This is a genomic window from Citrobacter sp. RHBSTW-00859, from assembly GCF_013729795.1.
GTDB lineage: Bacteria > Pseudomonadota > Gammaproteobacteria > Enterobacterales > Enterobacteriaceae > Citrobacter > Citrobacter braakii.
Genome location: NZ_CP056284.1, coordinates 4,913,960 through 4,930,610, shown reverse-complemented (window position 1 = coordinate 4,930,610; position 16,651 = coordinate 4,913,960). Strand labels below are relative to the sequence as shown.

Sequence of the window (16,651 nt, the reverse complement as noted above, 5' to 3'; positions counted from 1 at the left end):
AACCCCAACCTCAGGACTCCTGACAATGGCAAAAAAAGTCTCAAAGTTCTTTCGCATCGGCGTCGAGGGTGATACCTGCGACGGGCGCATTATCAGCGCCAGCGATATTCAGGAAATGGCCGAAACCTACGACCCGCGCGTCTACGGTTGCCGTATCAACCTTGAACACCTGCGCGGCCTGCTGCCCGATGGCGTATTCAAGCGTTATGGCGATGTGGTCGAACTGAAAGCCGAGAAGATTGACGACGATTCTGCGCTTAACGGCAAATGGGCGTTGTTCGCTAAAATCACCCCGACCGATGACCTTATTGCGATGAATAAAGCCGCGCAGAAGGTCTACACCTCAATGGAAATTCAGCCGAATTTTGCCAACACCGGCAAATGCTACCTCGTTGGTCTGGCCGTCACAGATGACCCGGCGAGCCTCGGCACTGAATACCTCGAATTCTGCCGCAACGCGAAGCACAACCCTTTGCAGCGCTTTAAGGCCAACCCTGAAAACGTCTTTTCCGCTGCCACGCTGGCCGAGCTGGAATTTGAAGACGTTCCCGACACGGTGCTCAACAGCCTGGCCGATAAGGTGAAAGCCATTTTCAGCCGTAAGCAGGTCAGCGACGATGCGCGTCTGAATGATGTGCATGAAGCGGTGACCACCGTCAGCGAACATGTGCAGACCAATCTGACCGCGCAGGATAAGCGCATTTCCGATATGGAAACCGCGTTTGCCACTTTCAAACAGGAAGTGACCGGCAAGGTTGACGAAACCAGCCAGGCATTTTCCGCCCTGAAAACCACCCTCGACAAAACCGAAAGTTTCAGCCAGCCGCGACGCGCGAAAGCCAGCGGCGGTGGCGGCGATGAGCTGCTGACCGACTGCTGATAAACCGCAGACCGAAACCGGGCGGCAACCCCGCCCGATGCTGTGACTAACCGATTAATTCAAACAGGAAATACTATGCGTCAGGAAACCCGTTTCAAGTTCAATGCCTATCTGACCCAGCTCGCCAAACTGAACGGCATCAGCGTTGATGACGTCAGCAAAAAATTCACCGTCGAGCCGTCCGTCACGCAAACGCTGATGAACACCGTGCAGGCGTCATCCGCATTTTTGCAGACGATTAACATTCTGCCGGTCGCAGAAATGAAGGGTGAGAAAATCGGCGTCGGTGTGACCGGCACCATCGCCAGCACGACCGACACCTCGGGCGACAAAGAACGCCAGACCGCAGATTTCACCGCGCTTGAGTCCAACAAGTACGAGTGCAATCAGATTAACTTTGACTTCCACCTGACCTATAAACGCCTCGACCTGTGGGCGCGTTTTCAGGACTTCCAGCGCCGCATCCGTGACGCCATTGTCCAGCGTCAGGCACTGGATTTCATCATGGCCGGGTTCAACGGTACCACTCGCGCTGATACCTCAGACCGCAGTAAAAATCCGATGCTGCAGGATGTGGCCGTCGGCTGGCTGCAGAAGTACCGCAACGAAGCCCCGGCGCGCGTGATGAGCAAAATCACCGATGCTGACGGCAACGTCGTTTCTGCTGTCATTCGTGTTGGTAAAAATGGCGACTATGAAAACCTCGACGCGCTGGTGATGGACGGTACCAATAACCTGATTGATGAGATTTATCAGGATGACCCGAAACTCGTTGCCATCGTTGGCCGTAAGCTGCTGGCCGACAAATATTTCCCGCTGGTCAACAAGCAGCAGGAAAACACCGAGTCGCTCGCGGCGGATATCATCATCAGCCAGAAGCGCATCGGTAACCTGCCCGCCGTGCGCGTGCCGTACTTCCCGGCGAATGCGGTATTCGTCACCACGCTGGAAAACCTCTCTATCTACTTCATGGATGAGAGCCACCGCCGCAGCATTGATGAGAACCCGAAAAAAGACCGCGTGGAAAACTACGAGTCGATGAACATCGACTATGTGGTCGAGGCGTATGCCGCCGGGTGTCTGCTGGAAAACATCACCCTGGGCGATTTCACCGCACCAGAAGTACCGGAAGGCGGAGTGTAAGCCCATGACGAGCCCCGCACAGCGTCACATGATGCGGGTCTCGGCCTCTCAAGCCGCGCAGCGGGAACAAGCCCCGCTGCGCCATGCAACCGCCTACGAGCAGATGCTGGTAAAGCTGGCCGAAGACCGCCGCACGTTAAAAAACATCCGTTCAAACGAACTCAAAGCCGCGAAAAAGCGCGAGCTGCTGCCGTTCTATGCGCCGTGGGTCGCGGGTGTGCTGGCTGATGGCCGTGGTGCGCAGGATGACATTGTCATGACCGTCATGCTATGGCGTCTCGATGCCGGTGATATCGCTGGCGCGCTGGAAGTTGCACCCTACGCGCTGAAATACGGCCTCACCTCAGACCATCGTCGCACCACGCCTTACATGCTGGTTGAGGAGGTGGCACTTGCCGCACTGCGCCTGCGCGATGCCGGTGAGCCTGTCGACCTCGCATTACTGCTGACCACCCTCAGCCTGACCGACGGCGCTGACGTTCCCGATATGGTGCGCGCCCGTCTGCATAAGGTGACTGGCCTGACCCTGCGTGATGCCGGTCAGAACGCCGACGCGCTGGCGCAGTTTCAGCGCGCGATGCAGCTCGACCGCAATGCCGGTGTGCGCAAAGAGATTGAGCGACTGGAGCGCGCATTGAAGCCAAAGCCAGAGGCAGCACCCCGTAAAACGACTAAACCGCGCACGCGCAAACCTGCCACCAAACCGGCGGCAAAGCGCGGGCGTCCACCAAAGGCGGTAAAAACCGCCGGTTAACTGAACGCTCCCCGAGCCGGGCGGCACGCCGGTCAAAGCGGGTTTTGACCCTGACGGCGACCGGCGTCCACCGCCCAACCTAATGAGGTTGTCATGACGACAGTAATACTGAATCAGCCCGACGAACCGCAGGACGTACCGGGCGTGGTGATTCCCGCACCGGAGACGGGCGACGCAGTGATTAAAAATACGTTCTTTTTTCCTGATGTGGATCCGAAGCGCGTGCGCGAGCTGATGCGCCTTGAGCAGACGGTTTCCGATGCGCGCCTGCGCAACGCCATCAAGACCGGCATGGCGGAAACCAATGCGGAGCTTTACGACTACCGGCTGCGCCAGATTGCTGCCGGGTTTAAGACACTGGCCGACGTGCCTGACGCCGAGGAAATCGACGGCGAGAATGTGCGCGTTTTCCACTACCTCAGCGCCGTGACGGCGATGGCGACCGCCACCCTGTATGAGCGTTATCGCGGGGTTGAGGCCACCGGCAAGGGTGACAAAAAAGCCGACAGCGTCGAAACCACCATTGATGACCTGTGGCGGGATATGCGCTGGTCGGTCTCGCGCCTGCAGGATAAGCCGCGCTGCATCGTGGGTCAGCTCTGATGAAAGTCTACGCGATGCAGGGCGATACCCTCGACGCGCTTTGCGCCCGGTATTACGGGCGCACTGAGGGCGTGGTCGAGACGGTGCTGCAGGCTAATCCCGGCCTGTCTGAGCTGGGCGTCATTCTGCCGCATGGCACGGCGGTTGACCTGCCCGACGTTGAAACATCACCCACGGCGGAGACCCTGAACCTATGGGACTGAGTATGGAAAAAATCACCACGTTTATCGCCTACTGGCTGGCCGTGGGGCTGGCGTATTTCGGGGCAATGTCGCCCGAAAAACTGGCGCTTTATGTGGGTAGTCTGTGCGCCATTTTTACGGCGGCGGTGAATTTCTGGTACCGGCGCAAAACCTTTCGTTACCTGACCGAAATGGGAATCGACAAAGGGGTGACCCGTGAGCTCAATCGTTAAACGTTGCAGTGTGGCCGCAGTGCTGGCGCTGGCGGCACTGATGCCTGATTTTCGTCTGCTGAATACCTCGCCTGATGGTCTGGCGCTGATTGCCGACCTTGAAGGGTGTCGCCTGACACCTTACCAGTGTAGCGCGGGCGTGTGGACGTCAGGCATCGGCCACACTGCCGGGGTGGTACCGAAACGCGATATCACCGAGCGCGAAGCGGCGGTAAATCTGGTCGCCGACGTGCTGAATACCGAGCGCCGTCTCGCGGTCTGCGTGCCGGCCACCATGCCGCAACCTGTTTACGACGCGCTGGTCAGTTTCTCTTTTAACGTCGGCACCGGCGCAGCCTGTCGCTCGACGCTGGTCTCTTACATCAAGCGTCATCAGTGGTGGCAGGCATGCGACCAGCTTACCCGCTGGGTGTACGTCAATGGCACTAAAAACAAAGGGCTGGAAAACCGCCGCGCGCGGGAACTGGCGTATTGCATGAAAGGAGTAACCCAATGAAAAAATATTTACGTTCCCTGATGTTCGACGCCCTGCTGGCACTGGTGCTGCTTTGGGGGCTGGCATCGCCGCAAAGCGCCGCCGTCAACTTTGTTGCCGCGTGGGCGCTGTTTGGCAGTTTCATCTGCATTACGGCGAGCGTCGCCGGTGTGGTCGCTTATGAGCACTGGCTGCGAAATACGGGCAAAAGTATTCCCGTCAATCCAGACCTGATGAAGATATTTCGCGCCGTTTTTTGCCGTAAGCCCTCTCAGGGGCGGCGGGCATGGTCTCTCATTATTTTCTCTGTTACCACGGGCTGTCTGCTTGGGGCTGGCTGGATCCTTACGGCTCTGATTTACCTGATTTGTATGCTGACCTTTAAGGCCGTTCGCGAGACCTACCGCCAGCGCATTGAGGGGGCTGGCCTGTGTCCAGAGTCATTGTGATGTTTCTGGCCTCTGCGCTGGTGCTGGCTGTGCTCGGGCTGCTGTGGTTGCGGCATGAGAACGGCAATTTATCCCGCTCCTTTGAGGCGGCAAACCGCGTCGCGAGCGAACAAAAGACGACGATTGGCATGCTGAAAAATCAGCTCAGTGTTGCAGGTCAGCTCGCCCGACGTAATGAATCCGCGCAGGTGGCACTGCGCGAACAGCTCGCAAAGGCAAGCGCAGAGGCCAGCCGCCGTGAGCAGACGATAACGAGGTTACTTAATGAAAATGAAGCCTTTCGCCGCTGGTATAACGCTGCTCTGCCTGATGTTGTGCGTCGGCTGCACACCCGCGCCGCCTGCGCCAGCGCCGGTGATTGTGGTCAACGGATGCCCGAGAGTGAGCCTTTGCCCGATGCCGGGAAGTGACCCGAAAACCAATGGTGACCTGAGCGCAGATATCCGCCGCCTTGAGGGCGCGCTGATCGCCTGCGCGCTACAGGTCAAAACCGTCAAACACTGTCAGGATGAACTCGATGCAGAAGCACAAAAGCCTGCGCAAAGCGCTGATTAACGCCGTGCCGCAGCTCCGAAATAACCCCGATATGCTGCGCCTGTTTGCCGATAACGGCCATACCGATTCCCGACTGGCGAGCTCGCTGTCGTTTGAAAAGGTGTACGTGCTTAACGTGGTGGTGACCGATTTCACCGGTGACCTTGATTTGATATTCGTGCCGGTGCAGGCGTGGCTGCGTGAACATCAGCCGGACATTATGACCACCGACGACGGGCGGGAAAAAGGATTCACCTGGATTATTGATATCAATAACGACGATTCGCTCGATATCAGTATCAGCCTGAGGCTCACCGAGCGCACGCTCGTCAAAGAGGTCGACGGCGCGCTGCATGTCAGCTATGCCCCCGAGCCGCCGCTGCCTGAGCCGGTGACGCGCCCGGTCGAGCTGTACGTTAACGGCGAACTGGTGAGTAAGTGGGATGAGTGAGTTAACCGCGCTGCAGGAACGCCTTGCCGGTCTGATTGCCAGCCTGTCACCGGTGGCGCGTCGGCAAATGGCGGCTGAGATTGCGAAAAAGCTGCGTACCAGTCAGCAACAGCGCATCAAGCGCCAGCAGGCACCCGACGGCACCCCGTATGCCGCGCGTAAGCGCCAGCCGGTGCGGAGCAAGAAAGGCCGCATTAAGCGAGAAATGTTCGCCAGACTGCGCACCAACCGCTTTATGAAAGCCAAAGGCAGCGACAGTGCGGCGGTGGTGGAGTTTACCGGCAAGGTGCAGCGCATGGCGCGGGTGCATCAGTACGGGCTCAAAGACCGGCCAAACCGCAACAGCCGGGATGTGCAGTACGATGCGCGCCCGTTGCTCGGTTTCACCCGCGACGATGAGCAGATGATTGAAGACGTCATTATCAGGCACCTCGGCAAATAAATATTGTGTGAACCACCACCGGAGCCGCGCGAATTGGCGCGACTCCAGACCAGAGGCATCCTTGCACTATGAATACGTTATCCACGATACAGGAGCTCGCGCGCGCGATTCGCAACCTCATCCGCTCAGGTGTGGTGACTGAGGTTGATACCGTGCAGGGGCTGTGCCGCGTACAAAGCGGCGGGATCCAGACTACATGGCTGAACTGGCTGACCACCCGCGCCGGTCGTTCGCGCACGTGGTGGGCTCCCTCGGTCGGTGAGCAGGTTCTGCTGCTGGCAATCGGTGGCGAGCTTGATACCGCTTTCGTGCTGCCGGGGATTTTCTCCGACGATAACCCCGCCCCGTCTGCCTCGGCGGATGCGTGGCATGTGGCTTTCCCTGATGGGGCGGTCATTGAGTACGAGCCAGAGACCAGTGCGCTGACGGTCAGCGGCATCAAAACAGCCGACGTGACGGCATCGGAGTCCATCACCGCAACCGTACCGCTGGTACTGGTGAAAGCCTCGACCAGTATCACCCTCGACACCCCGGAGGTGATTTGCACCAATAAGCTAACGACGGCGACGCTTGAGGTGCAGAAAGGCGGCAAGATGAGCGGCAATATCGAACATACCGGCGGGTCACTGTCGTCTAATGGCAAGGTACTCCACACCCATAAACACCCAGGCGACAGCGGCGGGCAAACGGGGGCACCGTTATGACGGCGCGCTATCAGGGTATGAACCGAAATACCGGCCTCGGCATCAGCGACACTGAACACATCAGCCAGAGCATGCGCGACATACTGCTGACGCCGGTCGGCTCGCGGGTGATGCGCCGTGAATATGGCTCGCTTCTGTCGGCGCTGATTGATATGCCGCAAAATCCGGCGCTCAGGCTGCAAATTATGGTGGCGTGCTATTCGGCTATCCAGAAGTGGGAGCCGCGCATCAGGCTTACCGCCATCAACTTTGAGACCGGCGACGCTGGCGAAATGTATGTCGATATTACCGGGATGCGTACCGATACCGGTGCGTCAGTTTCAACCACTGTTTCACTGAGTTAAATCACTATGGCAACCGTTGACCTGAGTCAGTTACCCGTTCCCGATGTGGTTGAGGAACTGGACTATGAAACTATCCTTGCGGAACGCATTGCGACGCTGATTTCGCTCTATCCCGAAGACCAACAGGAGGCCATTGCCCGGACGCTCACACTTGAGTCAGAGCCGATTGTTAAGCTGCTGCAGGAAAACGCCTACCGTGAAGTTATCTGGCGTCAGCGGGTGAACGAAGCCGCGCAGGCGGTGACGCTGGCCTACTCCGCCGGTAACGACCTCGACGTCGTGGCCGGGAACAACAATACCGAACGCCTGACCATCACCCCGGCGGATGACATCACCATCCCGCCGACACCTGCCGTTATGGAATCTGATACTGACCTGCGACTGCGCACGCAACAGGCGTTTGAGGGATTGAGCGTGGCGGGTCCGGTCGGCGCATATGAGTATCACGGTCGCAGCGCCGACGGGCGGGTCGCTGACGTCTCGGTCGCAAGTCCGTCGCCAGCCTGCGTGACGATTACCGTACTATCGCGCGAGGGTGACGGCACTGCCAGCCCTGAACTACTGGCGATTGTTGATAAAGCGCTGAACGCCGAAGATGTGCGCCCGGTGGCCGACCGGGTTACCGTCCAGTCAGCCGAGATTGTGCCGTACCAGATTGACGCGACGCTCTACGTTTACCCCGGTCCCGAATCTGAACCCATCAGGCAGGCATCAGAGCAGAAGCTGCAGAGCTACATCAGCGCGCAGCACCGCCTCGGGCGTGATATCCGTCTGTCAGCCATTTATGCGGCGCTGCATGTTGAGGGGGTGCAGCGTGTCGAGCTGGCATCACCGCAGGCCGACATAGTGCTGAGTAAGTCGCAGGCGTCGAACTGCACCGAGTACCAGATAACTATCGGGGGCTCGGATGAGTGACCGGCTGTTACCCGTTGGCTCGTCGCCGCTGGAAGTTGCCGCCGCTGCTGCACTCTCTGAGATTCAGCGAGTGCCGGTACCGTTGCGCACCCTGTGGAACTGGCGTACCTGCCCGGTAAACCTGCTGCCGTATCTGGCGTGGGCGCTGTCGGTCGACCGGTGGGATGAGAAGTGGCCGGAGGCGACAAAGCGCAGCGTCTGCGCGTCTTCGTTTTTCGTCCATCAGCACAAAGGCACCATCAGCGCATTGCGTCGGGTGGTTGAGCCGCTCGGCTTTCTGATTGAGGTGCGCGAGTGGTGGCAGCTCGACGAGGAGCCCGGCACATTTCGCCTCGTTGTCGGTGTGCTCGACAGTGGCATCACTGACGAAATGTATCAGGAGCTTGAGCGCCTGATTGAAGACGCCAAACCGGCAAGTCGCCACCTGACCGGGCTGGCTATCAGTCTGAGCTCGACCGGCGAACTGTATGTCGGCGCGGGATGCTATCACGGCGACGCGCTGACTGTTTACCCCTACACCCCCGAGGAAATTGTCGTCGGCGGTGAATATTACCCGGCCTCGGCCATCCATTTGATTGATAACCTGAGAGTGAACGCATGACCGCAAAATATTTTGCCATTCTGACCAATCAGGGCGCGGCGCGACTGGCGAACGCGGCGGCACTCGGCACCAAGCTCAACCTGACGCAGATGGCCGTCGGTGATGCTAATGGTGTGCTGCCGACCCCTGACCTGGCGCAGACGAAGCTCATTAACCAGAAACGCATTGCGCCGCTGAACCTGCTGACCGTTGACCCGGCCAATACCAGCCAGATTATCGCGGAACAGATTATTCCCGAGAATGAGGGCGGTTTCTGGATCCGCGAGATTGGTCTCTACGACGACGACGGCATTCTGATTGCCGTGGCGAACTGCCCGGAAACCTACAAACCTCAACTGCAGGAGGGAAGCGGCCGCACGCAGACCATTCGCATGATTCTGATTGTGTCGAGCACGTCAGCAATCACCCTGAAAATTGACCCGTCGGTCGTGCTGGCAACGCGCCAGTATGTCGACGAGAAGGTCATCGAGGTCAAAACTTACACTGGCAGCGCACTAAGAATGCATGAGCAATCCCGCAATCACCCTGATGCTTCAACGTCTGAAAAGGGATTTGTGAAGCTTAACAGCAGTACGGTAAGTGATAGCGAAGCAACCGCCGCGACATCCAAGGCGGTAAAAATCGCTATGGATAACGCCAGCGCACGGCTTGCCAGAGACCGGAATCTTTCTGATCTGCCAAATATTCCGTTGGCAAGACAAAATCTTGGTTTGGGGGAGGCATCTACTCGCGGCGTCGGTACCGGAACAGGGCAATTGCCGGATATGGCAGCGTTTGGCGTGTTACGAAACGGGCAAAATTCGTGGGATACCCTGCCAAATGGAATAATTAGGCAGGTCGGAGTTGTTTCGCTGACGCCTGTAGGAAATTTCAATTCGTCAGAGTTGGGAGGTGTTACATATTATACGCACTATTATAGAGTCATTTTCCCAAAAGCCTTTCCGAATGCACAGATATCAACAATTGCTACGCTGGCCTCGTATTCATACCAGAATCAAAATCCTATGGCAGGAAAATATTTGGCCGTACATCGTGATACTGATTCGGGGCAGGATGTGTCAAAAACACGATTTACTGTTGCATATACCACAACTGTATTGGGTGAGGTGCCAACCATACATTATGAAGCTACAGGGTATTAATATGGAAAATACATTTTTTAGTCCATCTACATTAGGGTTTTATACTCATGACCAAAATATGCCGGGTGATGCTGTCGAAGTAACAACGGATGTGGGGCAGTTTTTGAGAGAGTGTGTTATCTGGGGGGCCGACTCATTCATTGTTGAACGGCAAAGGGCTTCTGTTTCTTATCCCGATTTTATGCGTGAATATGCCATAGAAAATAATGCCCCCGTCAGCTACCCGTAAAAGGAAGAGTAATGCAGGGCGGGCTGATGCCCGTCTTTTTTTTAATTTGTTTATGTGCCATCCGCTACCCATCGCCGACAAATAGCCCCTCACCAGACCAGACAGGACAATAACACTTGCCCACTAACCACGGAGTTAACCGGATGAGTGATTTTCACCACGGCGTGCAGGTGCTTGAGATTAACGACGGCACCCGCGTCATTTCCACTGTTGCAACCGCAATCGTCGGCATGGTCTGTACAGCCAGCGATGCGGATGCGGCAACCTTTCCCCTCAACGAGCCGGTACTGATTACCAATGTGCAAAGCGCCATTGCGAAAGCCGGTAAAAAAGGCACGCTGGCCGCGTCCCTGCAGGCCATCGCCGACCAGTCAAAACCTGTCACAGTTGTCGTGCGTGTTGCCGAAGGTACCGGAGAAGACGCCGAAGCGCAGACCATTTCCAATATCATCGGCGGCACGGATGAGAACGGTAAATATACCGGCATCAAGGCGCTGTTGACTGCCGAAGCAGTCACCGGCGTTAAGCCGCGCATTCTCGGCGTGCCGGGTCTCGATACCAAAGAGGTCGCAGTCGCACTTGCTTCGGTCTGTATCAGCCTGCGCGCCTTTGGCTATATCAGCGCATGGGGTTGTAAAACCATTTCCGAGGCGATGGCCTATCGCGAGAATTTCAGCCAGCGCGAGCTGATGGTCATCTGGCCTGATTTCCTTGCATGGGATACCACCACAAACGCCACCGCACCGGCATACGCAACTGCGCGCGCACTCGGCCTGCGTGCCTATATCGACCAGACCGTCGGCTGGCACAAAACCCTGTCTAACGTCGGCGTGCAGGGTGTTACCGGCATCAGTGCGTCAGTGTTTTGGGATTTGCAGGCATCCGGCACCGATGCTGATCTGCTCAACGAGGCCGGGGTCACGACACTGGTGCGTAAGGATGGCTTCCGCTTTTGGGGTAACCGCACCTGCTCTGATGACCCGCTTTTCCTGTTTGAGAACTACACCCGCACCGCGCAGGTGCTGGCCGACACGATGGCCGAGGCGCACATGTGGGCGGTCGATAAGCCCATCACCGCATCACTTATCCGTGACATTGTCGACGGCATTAACGCCAAATTCCGCGAGCTGAAATCAAACGGCTACATCGTGGACGGTGAATGCTGGTTCGACGAGGAATCGAACGATAAGGAAACCCTCAAGGCCGGGAAACTGTATATCGACTACGACTATACACCGGTTCCACCACTGGAAAGCCTGACCCTGCGCCAGCGTATCACCGATAAATATCTGGTGAATCTGGCCGAATCGGTCAACAGCTAAGGAGCCTGAAACAACATGGCACTACCCCGCAAACTTAAATATCTGAACATGTTCAATGACGGCCTTAGCTACATGGGCGTTGTTGAATCCGTGACGCTGCCGAAGCTGACCCGCAAGCTCGAAAACTATCGCGGCGGCGGCATGAATGGCGCGGCGGCGATTGACCTTGGTCTCGACGATGATGCGCTCACCGTCGAATGGTCTGTCGGTGGCCTGCCTGATGTGGCGCTGTGGGCGCAGTACGCCGCGCCGGGTGCTGACGCTGTGCCGTTGCGTTTTGCTGGCTCTTACCAACGTGACGACACTGGCGAAATCGTGGCGGTCGAGGTGGTCATGCGTGGCCGTCATAAAGAAATCGACGGCGGCGAGAATAAGCAGGGTGAAAACACCTCGACCAAACTGTCGACCGTATGCACCTATTACCGCCTCACGATTGATGGTAGCGACGTCATCGAAATCGATACCGTCAACATGGTTGAGAAGGTGAACGGCGTCGACCGTCTGGAACAGCACCGCCGCGCAATCGGGCTGTAATTCCCTGACCGGTCAGCACTGCTGGCCGGTTATTAATCCCCATTCAGAGCAGAGAAAAACATCATGGCAAAAGCACCACGTAAAACCGCTGAATTTGTTGATATGGCTGGCAATGAAATTGACACCGTAAACCCGAACGTCGTGACCCTCGACAAGCCGATTAAGCGCGCCGGTCAGACGATTGATAAAGTCACACTGATTGAGCCGAACGCCGGTACCCTGCGCGGTGTCAGTCTGGCAGCGGTGGCGCAGTCCGAAGTCGATGCGCTGATTAAGGTATTGCCACGCATGACCTACCCCGCGCTTACGGCGCAGGAGCTTACCGCAATGAACCTGCCCGATATGCTGTCGCTGGCCGCTAAGGTGATTGGTTTTTTGTCACCGGCTTCGGCGGAGTAGATTTCCCGCCCGACCTGTCGACCGATGACCTGATGGCGGATATCGCGGTGATATTCCACTGGCCGCTATCAGAGCTCTATTCCCTGAGCCTGACCGAGCTCATCACATGGCGCGAAAAGGCGCTGCAGCGTAGCGGACACCACAATGAGTAATAACCTGAGACTTGAGGTTTTGCTGAAAGCGGTCGACCAGGCGACCCGACCGCTTAAATCCATCCAGACCGCGAGTAAAACCCTGTCGGGCGATATTCGCGACACACAAAAAGGGCTGCGTGACCTGAATGGTCAGGCGTCAAAAATCGACGGCTTTCGTAAGGCCAGTGCGCAACTGGCCGTGACCAGTCAGGCGCTTGAGAAAGCGAAACGCGAAGCCGGTGAACTGGCCGTGCAGTTTAAAAACTCCACCAGTCCGACCCGCGCGCAGGCGCAGGCACTCGAAGCGGCAAAGCGTGCCGCCTCTGAGCTGCAGACGAAATACAACAGCCTGAGAACGTCTGTACAGCGCCAGCGCTCCGAACTGATGCAGGCCGGTATTAATACCCGCACCCTTTCTGCCGATGAGCGTCGGCTCAAAACCTCCATCAGCGAAACGACGGCGCAGCTTAATCGACAGCGCGAGGCACTGGCGCGCGTCAGTGCGCAGCAGGCGAAATTAAGCCGCGTGAAAGCCAGATACCAGTCAGGCAAAGAGCTTGCCGGTAATGCGGCAGCGGCTGGCGCTGCAGGTGTTGGCATTGCGGCTGCGGGAACGATGGCCGGGGTGAAATTACTGATGCCCGGTTATGATTTTGCGCAGAAAAATTCCGAGCTGCAGGCCGTGCTCGGGGTCGATAAGCAGTCGCCAGAAATGCAGGCGCTGCGCAAACAGGCGCGCCAGCTCGGCGACAATACTGCCGCCTCTGCTGATGACGCCGCGAGTGCGCAGATTATTATCGCAAAAGGTGGTGGTGATGCTGAATCTATAGCGGCCATGACGCCTGTGACTCTCAACCTGTCACTTGCGAACAGAAAAACAATGGAGGAAAACGCGCAACTACTGATGGGGACAAAAGCCGCCTTTCAACTCTCTAATGACGCGGCTGCACATATTGGTGATGTTCTTTCAACCACGATGAACAAGACCACTGCCGATTTTCAGGGGCTAAGTGACTCATTAAGTTACCTTGCACCTGTAGCGAAAAATGCCGGGGTGAGTCTTGAGCAAGCGGCGGCGATTACCGGCACACTTCATGATAATAACATCAGGGGGTCAATGGCTGGGACGGGCGGCGCGGCTGTTATAACGAGACTACAGGCACCAACAGGCAAAGCATACGATGCTCTCAAAGAGTTGGGTGTTAAAACCTCGGACAGCAAAGGCAATACGCGTCCTTTATTTACCATCCTGAAAGAAATGCAGGCCAGCTTTGAGCGAAACAAGCTCGGCACAGGTCAGAAAGCTGAATATGTGAAAACCATATTCGGCGAGGAGGCCATGAAGTCTGCAAGTGTACTGATGGCGGCAGCGGCCAGCGGAAAACTCGATAAGCTCACCGCTACGATAAAGGCCTCAGACGGTAAAACCGAGGAGTTGGTCAAGGTTATGCAGGATAACCTCGGCGGCGATTTTAAAGAATTCCAGTCTGCTTATGAGGCTGTTGGTACTGACCTCTATGACCAGCAAGAGGGCTCACTGCGCAAACTTACCCAAACGGCCACGCAGTATGTGTTAAAGCTCGACGGCTGGATCCAGAAAAATAAGGGGCTCGCGGAAACTATCGGCATCATTGCCGGTGGCGCACTGGCTCTGATTGGTATCATCGGCGGTATTGGTCTCGTTGCGTGGCCGGTTGTCATGGGGATTAACGCCATTATTGCCGCTGCTGGCGTGCTGGGTACGGTCTTTACTGTCGCTGGTAGTGCCATTGTGACCGCGCTCGGTGCGATTACCTGGCCGATTGTGGCAGTCGGGGTGGCGATTGTGGCCGGGGCGCTGCTTATCCGCAAATATTGGGAACCCATTAGCGCATTTTTCTCAGGGGTGATTGAGGGCATCATGAGTGCCTTTGCACCCGTCGGTGAAATGTTCGCCCCGCTAGCCCCCATCTTTGATGGCCTCGGTGAGAAGCTGCGCGGCGTCTGGCAGTGGTTTAAAGACCTGATTGCGCCGGTCAAGGCCACGCAGGAGACGCTCGATAGCTGCAAAAATGTCGGCGTCATTTTTGGACAGGCGCTGGCCGATGCGCTGATGTTGCCTCTGAATATTTTCAATAAGCTGCGCGGTGGTCTTGATGTAATTCTCGAAAAGCTCGGTCTCGTTAAAAAGGAATCGAGCAGTATTGATGCGGAAACAGCAAAAGCGCCGCCGGTTGGTCAGGGTGGCGGGTACATTCCGACAACCAGCTCGCTTGGCGGGTATCAGGCTTATCAGCCTGTCACGGCTCCCGCTGGTCGTACCTACATTGACCAGAGCAGCCCAACCTATCAAATCAACCTGCCGGGAGCTGGAGCTCCGGGCGGTCAGCTAGGGAATCAGTTGCAGGATGCGTTAGAAAAATATGAGCGCGACAAGCGAGCCAAAGCCCGCGCCAGCATGATGCACGATTAAGGAGGCTGATGATGATGCTTGCTCTTGGAATGTTTGTGTTTGAACGTCGCACCCTGCCTTATCAGTCGATGCAGCACTCGAAAGATTACCGCTGGGCGTCTAATGACCGGGTCGGTAAACCTCCTGCGTATCAGTTTCTCGGCGAGGGGGAAAACTCGATCCAGCTTGCCGGTACGCTTTACCCTGCTATTACCGGCGGCCGTATATCCCTGCTTGCTGTTGAGCTGATGGCCGATGAGGGCAGAGCATGGCCGCTTATTGAGGGAACCGGCAATATCTTCGGGATGTATATCGTCGATAAGGTGTCGACCACGCATACCGAGTTTTTCAGCGACGGTGCGGCCAGAAAGATTGATTTCACCCTCTCGCTGAAACGGGTCGATGAATCACTGACGGCAATGTTTGGCGACCTGAATAAGCAGGCCAGCGAGCTACTCGGCTCTGCCGGTAATCTGACTGATAAGCTGCAGGGTGTGCTCGGAGGGCTGACCGCATGATTACGGGCATGACCATTGACGCCGGTGCCAGCCTTGCACCGGCATTTATGCTGACGATGAACAGCCAAGACATTACCAGCAATTTTAGTGACCGGCTGATTTCTCTCACCATGACCGACAACAGGGGCTTTGAGGCTGACCAGCTCGACATTGAGCTCGACGACACCGACGGCAAAGTCGAGTTACCCCTGCGCGGGGCTGTGCTGACGCTGTGGCTTGGCTGGCAGGGTTCGGCACTTCTGAATAAGGGCGATTTCACTGTCGATGAGATTGAGCACCGGGGCGCGCCTGATACTCTGACTATTCGGGCTCGTAGTGCAGATTTTCGCGGAACGCTCAATTCACGGCGAGAGGAGTCATGGCACGACACCACCCTCAGTGAGCTGGTCAGCACCATTGCAAAACGCAATAAACTGACGGCCAGTGTCGCGGATTCGCTGAAAAAAATATCGGTACCGCATATCGACCAGTCGCAGGAGTCCGACGCCGTATTCCTGACCCGACTGGCTGACCGCAATGGGGCGGAGGTGTCAGTGAAAGCGGGTAAACTCCTGTTTCTGAAAGCCGGTAGTGCGATGACGGCCAGTGGCAAGCCCGTCCCGCAAATGACGGTGACCCGCAGCGATGGTGACCGTCATCAGTTTGCCATTGCCGACCGTGGGGCTTACACCGGCGTAACGGCAAAATGGTTGCACACAAAAGACCCGAAGCCGCAAAAGCAGAAAGTAACGCTGAAACGAAAGCCAAAAGAGAAGCATCTGCGAGCACTGGAGCACCCGAAAGCAAAGCCGGTCAGCAAAAAAACAAAGGCAAAAAAAGAGCCGGAAGCGCGCGAGGGTGAGTATATGGCCGGTGAGGCAGATAACGTGCTGGCGCTGACGACGGTCTACGCTTCAAAGGCGCAGGCGATGCGCGCCGCTCAGGCTAAGTGGGATAAGCTGCAGCGGGGCGTTGCGGAGTTTTCAATTACGCTGGCACTCGGTCGGGCTGATTTATTTCCTGAGACACCGGTGCGCGTGTCGGGCTTTAAGCGTGTCATAGACGAGCAGGCATGGCTAATTAGTAAGGTAACTCACAATCTGAGTAATAGTGGATTCACGACGAGCTTAGAGCTTGAGGTTAAGCTCTCTGACGTGGAGTACAAAGCGGAAGATGATGAAGGGTAGTTTTTTGTTTATCTGTTTGTTATATAAGGATTTATTGAGTAAAATTAACACATCAGCCAAACCGTT

Annotated in this window: 25 protein-coding genes; all 25 read left to right on the top strand. The window is 56.6% G+C overall.

The genetic code is table 11. From position 1 onward, the window contains the following. The first annotated feature begins 25 nt into the window (after nucleotides 1-25). Nucleotides 26-880: a GPO family capsid scaffolding protein gene (locus HV302_RS24805; protein ID WP_181626711.1), complete on the top strand. Its 855-nt coding sequence runs from the start codon at nucleotides 26-28 to the stop codon at nucleotides 878-880. Between the two features lie 75 nt (nucleotides 881-955). Then, a complete protein-coding gene (locus HV302_RS24800; protein WP_181626710.1) occupies nucleotides 956-2,023 on the top strand; it encodes a phage major capsid protein, P2 family in 1,068 nt (355 codons plus the stop codon). A gap of 4 nt (nucleotides 2,024-2,027) precedes the next feature. Further along, nucleotides 2,028-2,777 carry a phage terminase small subunit gene (locus HV302_RS24795; RefSeq protein WP_181626709.1) on the top strand — a complete coding sequence of 250 codons (750 nt, stop codon included), beginning with the start codon at nucleotides 2,028-2,030 and terminating at the stop codon, nucleotides 2,775-2,777. Nucleotides 2,778-2,870: 93 nt separating this feature from the next. Beyond that, entirely contained in the window at nucleotides 2,871-3,380 is a 510-nt protein-coding gene (locus HV302_RS24790; protein ID WP_000214252.1) for a head completion/stabilization protein, read from the top strand. Next, nucleotides 3,380-3,583, top strand: coding sequence for a tail protein X (locus tag HV302_RS24785; RefSeq protein WP_040229159.1), 204 nt, complete (start codon nucleotides 3,380-3,382; stop codon nucleotides 3,581-3,583). Before HV302_RS24790 ends, HV302_RS24785 begins: the two co-directional genes overlap by 1 nt. Continuing rightward, entirely contained in the window at nucleotides 3,574-3,795 is a 222-nt protein-coding gene (locus HV302_RS24780; RefSeq protein ID WP_001437784.1) for an HP1 family phage holin, read from the top strand. Before HV302_RS24785 ends, HV302_RS24780 begins: the two co-directional genes overlap by 10 nt. Next, nucleotides 3,779-4,291 carry a lysozyme gene (locus HV302_RS24775; RefSeq protein ID WP_040229157.1) on the top strand — a complete coding sequence of 171 codons (513 nt, stop codon included), beginning with the start codon at nucleotides 3,779-3,781 and terminating at the stop codon, nucleotides 4,289-4,291. The genes HV302_RS24780 and HV302_RS24775 overlap by 17 nt, the downstream gene beginning before the upstream one ends. Next, nucleotides 4,288-4,719: a DNZ54_00345 family protein gene (locus tag HV302_RS24770; RefSeq protein ID WP_044068238.1), complete on the top strand. Its 432-nt coding sequence runs from the start codon at nucleotides 4,288-4,290 to the stop codon at nucleotides 4,717-4,719. The genes HV302_RS24775 and HV302_RS24770 overlap by 4 nt, the downstream gene beginning before the upstream one ends. Next, a complete protein-coding gene (gene lysB, locus HV302_RS28460) occupies nucleotides 4,719-5,129 on the top strand; it encodes an Rz-like lysis system protein LysB (RefSeq protein ID WP_040229153.1) in 411 nt (136 codons plus the stop codon). The genes HV302_RS24770 and lysB overlap by 1 nt, the downstream gene beginning before the upstream one ends. Next, the gene (gene lysC / locus HV302_RS28085) at nucleotides 5,029-5,274 is read left to right on the top strand and encodes an Rz1-like lysis system protein LysC (RefSeq protein WP_306668818.1); all 246 of its coding nucleotides are present in this window, start codon (nucleotides 5,029-5,031) and stop codon (nucleotides 5,272-5,274) included. The genes lysB and lysC overlap by 101 nt, the downstream gene beginning before the upstream one ends. Next, nucleotides 5,237-5,704, top strand: a complete 468-nt coding sequence (locus HV302_RS24755) for a phage tail protein (RefSeq protein WP_001437785.1) — start codon at nucleotides 5,237-5,239, stop codon at nucleotides 5,702-5,704. The genes lysC and HV302_RS24755 overlap by 38 nt, the downstream gene beginning before the upstream one ends. After that, the gene (locus HV302_RS24750) at nucleotides 5,697-6,146 is read left to right on the top strand and encodes a phage virion morphogenesis protein (RefSeq protein WP_040229148.1); all 450 of its coding nucleotides are present in this window, start codon (nucleotides 5,697-5,699) and stop codon (nucleotides 6,144-6,146) included. The genes HV302_RS24755 and HV302_RS24750 overlap by 8 nt, the downstream gene beginning before the upstream one ends. 68 nt (nucleotides 6,147-6,214) lie before the next feature. Beyond that, on the top strand, nucleotides 6,215-6,850 hold the full coding sequence (locus tag HV302_RS24745) for a phage baseplate assembly protein V (RefSeq protein WP_181626708.1): 636 nt from the start codon (nucleotides 6,215-6,217) through the stop codon (nucleotides 6,848-6,850). Beyond that, complete coding sequence (locus tag HV302_RS24740) at nucleotides 6,847-7,194, top strand: GPW/gp25 family protein (protein ID WP_089620308.1); 348 nt, start codon at nucleotides 6,847-6,849, stop codon at nucleotides 7,192-7,194. Before HV302_RS24745 ends, HV302_RS24740 begins: the two co-directional genes overlap by 4 nt. Nucleotides 7,195-7,200: 6 nt before the next feature. After that, complete coding sequence (locus HV302_RS24735) at nucleotides 7,201-8,109, top strand: baseplate assembly protein (RefSeq protein WP_181626707.1); 909 nt, start codon at nucleotides 7,201-7,203, stop codon at nucleotides 8,107-8,109. Then, on the top strand, nucleotides 8,102-8,710 hold the full coding sequence (locus HV302_RS24730; protein WP_047027873.1) for a phage tail protein I: 609 nt from the start codon (nucleotides 8,102-8,104) through the stop codon (nucleotides 8,708-8,710). The genes HV302_RS24735 and HV302_RS24730 overlap by 8 nt, the downstream gene beginning before the upstream one ends. Further along, nucleotides 8,707-9,852 (top strand): phage tail protein, encoded by a 1,146-nt coding sequence (locus HV302_RS28455; protein ID WP_326928741.1) that lies wholly within the window; start codon nucleotides 8,707-8,709, stop codon nucleotides 9,850-9,852. Before HV302_RS24730 ends, HV302_RS28455 begins: the two co-directional genes overlap by 4 nt. 1 nt (nucleotide 9,853) lies before the next feature. Then, on the top strand, nucleotides 9,854-10,081 hold the full coding sequence (locus tag HV302_RS24720) for a hypothetical protein (RefSeq protein ID WP_181626706.1): 228 nt from the start codon (nucleotides 9,854-9,856) through the stop codon (nucleotides 10,079-10,081). A 143-nt stretch (nucleotides 10,082-10,224) separates the two neighbouring features. After that, nucleotides 10,225-11,403, top strand: coding sequence for a phage tail sheath protein (locus tag HV302_RS24715; protein WP_001279035.1), 1,179 nt, complete (start codon nucleotides 10,225-10,227; stop codon nucleotides 11,401-11,403). 15 nt (nucleotides 11,404-11,418) lie between these two features. Continuing rightward, nucleotides 11,419-11,937 (top strand): phage major tail tube protein, encoded by a 519-nt coding sequence (locus HV302_RS24710; RefSeq protein WP_001207675.1) that lies wholly within the window; start codon nucleotides 11,419-11,421, stop codon nucleotides 11,935-11,937. A 63-nt stretch (nucleotides 11,938-12,000) separates the two neighbouring features. After that, complete coding sequence (locus tag HV302_RS24705) at nucleotides 12,001-12,336, top strand: phage tail assembly protein (RefSeq protein ID WP_001029728.1); 336 nt, start codon at nucleotides 12,001-12,003, stop codon at nucleotides 12,334-12,336. A gap of 14 nt (nucleotides 12,337-12,350) precedes the next feature. After that, nucleotides 12,351-12,488, top strand: a complete 138-nt coding sequence (locus HV302_RS24700) for a GpE family phage tail protein (RefSeq protein WP_306174506.1) — start codon at nucleotides 12,351-12,353, stop codon at nucleotides 12,486-12,488. Further along, nucleotides 12,481-14,922 carry a phage tail tape measure protein gene (locus HV302_RS24695; RefSeq protein WP_181626705.1) on the top strand — a complete coding sequence of 814 codons (2,442 nt, stop codon included), beginning with the start codon at nucleotides 12,481-12,483 and terminating at the stop codon, nucleotides 14,920-14,922. Before HV302_RS24700 ends, HV302_RS24695 begins: the two co-directional genes overlap by 8 nt. An 11-nt stretch (nucleotides 14,923-14,933) precedes the next feature. Next, nucleotides 14,934-15,419 (top strand): phage tail protein, encoded by a 486-nt coding sequence (locus tag HV302_RS24690; protein ID WP_071687584.1) that lies wholly within the window; start codon nucleotides 14,934-14,936, stop codon nucleotides 15,417-15,419. Continuing rightward, nucleotides 15,416-16,585: a phage late control D family protein gene (locus HV302_RS24685; protein WP_071687583.1), complete on the top strand. Its 1,170-nt coding sequence runs from the start codon at nucleotides 15,416-15,418 to the stop codon at nucleotides 16,583-16,585. Before HV302_RS24690 ends, HV302_RS24685 begins: the two co-directional genes overlap by 4 nt. Nucleotides 16,586-16,651 lie beyond the last annotated feature (66 nt).

Excerpts from the sequence above, each read along its gene's own strand:
- HV302_RS24770 (WP_044068238.1), top strand. The coding sequence starts at position 4,288 with ATGAAAAAATATTTACGTTCCCTGATGTTCGACGCCCTGCTGGCACTG.
- HV302_RS24730 (WP_047027873.1), top strand. The coding sequence starts at position 8,102 with ATGAGTGACCGGCTGTTACCCGTTGGCTCGTCGCCGCTGGAAGTTGCC.
- HV302_RS24745 (WP_181626708.1), top strand. The coding sequence starts at position 6,215 with ATGAATACGTTATCCACGATACAGGAGCTCGCGCGCGCGATTCGCAAC.
- HV302_RS24715 (WP_001279035.1), top strand. The coding sequence starts at position 10,225 with ATGAGTGATTTTCACCACGGCGTGCAGGTGCTTGAGATTAACGACGGC.
- HV302_RS24710 (WP_001207675.1), top strand. The coding sequence starts at position 11,419 with ATGGCACTACCCCGCAAACTTAAATATCTGAACATGTTCAATGACGGC.
- HV302_RS24690 (WP_071687584.1), top strand. The coding sequence starts at position 14,934 with ATGATGCTTGCTCTTGGAATGTTTGTGTTTGAACGTCGCACCCTGCCT.
- HV302_RS24780 (WP_001437784.1), top strand. The coding sequence starts at position 3,574 with ATGGGACTGAGTATGGAAAAAATCACCACGTTTATCGCCTACTGGCTG.
- lysC (WP_306668818.1), top strand. The coding sequence starts at position 5,029 with ATGTTGTGCGTCGGCTGCACACCCGCGCCGCCTGCGCCAGCGCCGGTG.
- HV302_RS24755 (WP_001437785.1), top strand. The coding sequence starts at position 5,237 with ATGCAGAAGCACAAAAGCCTGCGCAAAGCGCTGATTAACGCCGTGCCG.
- HV302_RS24740 (WP_089620308.1), top strand. The coding sequence starts at position 6,847 with ATGACGGCGCGCTATCAGGGTATGAACCGAAATACCGGCCTCGGCATC.
- HV302_RS24735 (WP_181626707.1), top strand. The coding sequence starts at position 7,201 with ATGGCAACCGTTGACCTGAGTCAGTTACCCGTTCCCGATGTGGTTGAG.
- HV302_RS24790 (WP_000214252.1), top strand. The coding sequence starts at position 2,871 with ATGACGACAGTAATACTGAATCAGCCCGACGAACCGCAGGACGTACCG.
- HV302_RS24785 (WP_040229159.1), top strand. The coding sequence starts at position 3,380 with ATGAAAGTCTACGCGATGCAGGGCGATACCCTCGACGCGCTTTGCGCC.
- HV302_RS24685 (WP_071687583.1), top strand. The coding sequence starts at position 15,416 with ATGATTACGGGCATGACCATTGACGCCGGTGCCAGCCTTGCACCGGCA.
- HV302_RS24795 (WP_181626709.1), top strand. The coding sequence starts at position 2,028 with ATGACGAGCCCCGCACAGCGTCACATGATGCGGGTCTCGGCCTCTCAA.
- HV302_RS28455 (WP_326928741.1), top strand. The coding sequence starts at position 8,707 with ATGACCGCAAAATATTTTGCCATTCTGACCAATCAGGGCGCGGCGCGA.
- HV302_RS24705 (WP_001029728.1), top strand. The coding sequence starts at position 12,001 with ATGGCAAAAGCACCACGTAAAACCGCTGAATTTGTTGATATGGCTGGC.
- HV302_RS24695 (WP_181626705.1), top strand. The coding sequence starts at position 12,481 with ATGAGTAATAACCTGAGACTTGAGGTTTTGCTGAAAGCGGTCGACCAG.
- HV302_RS24720 (WP_181626706.1), top strand. The coding sequence starts at position 9,854 with ATGGAAAATACATTTTTTAGTCCATCTACATTAGGGTTTTATACTCAT.
- HV302_RS24805 (WP_181626711.1), top strand. The coding sequence starts at position 26 with ATGGCAAAAAAAGTCTCAAAGTTCTTTCGCATCGGCGTCGAGGGTGAT.
- lysB (WP_040229153.1), top strand. The coding sequence starts at position 4,719 with ATGTTTCTGGCCTCTGCGCTGGTGCTGGCTGTGCTCGGGCTGCTGTGG.
- HV302_RS24800 (WP_181626710.1), top strand. The coding sequence starts at position 956 with ATGCGTCAGGAAACCCGTTTCAAGTTCAATGCCTATCTGACCCAGCTC.
- HV302_RS24750 (WP_040229148.1), top strand. The coding sequence starts at position 5,697 with ATGAGTGAGTTAACCGCGCTGCAGGAACGCCTTGCCGGTCTGATTGCC.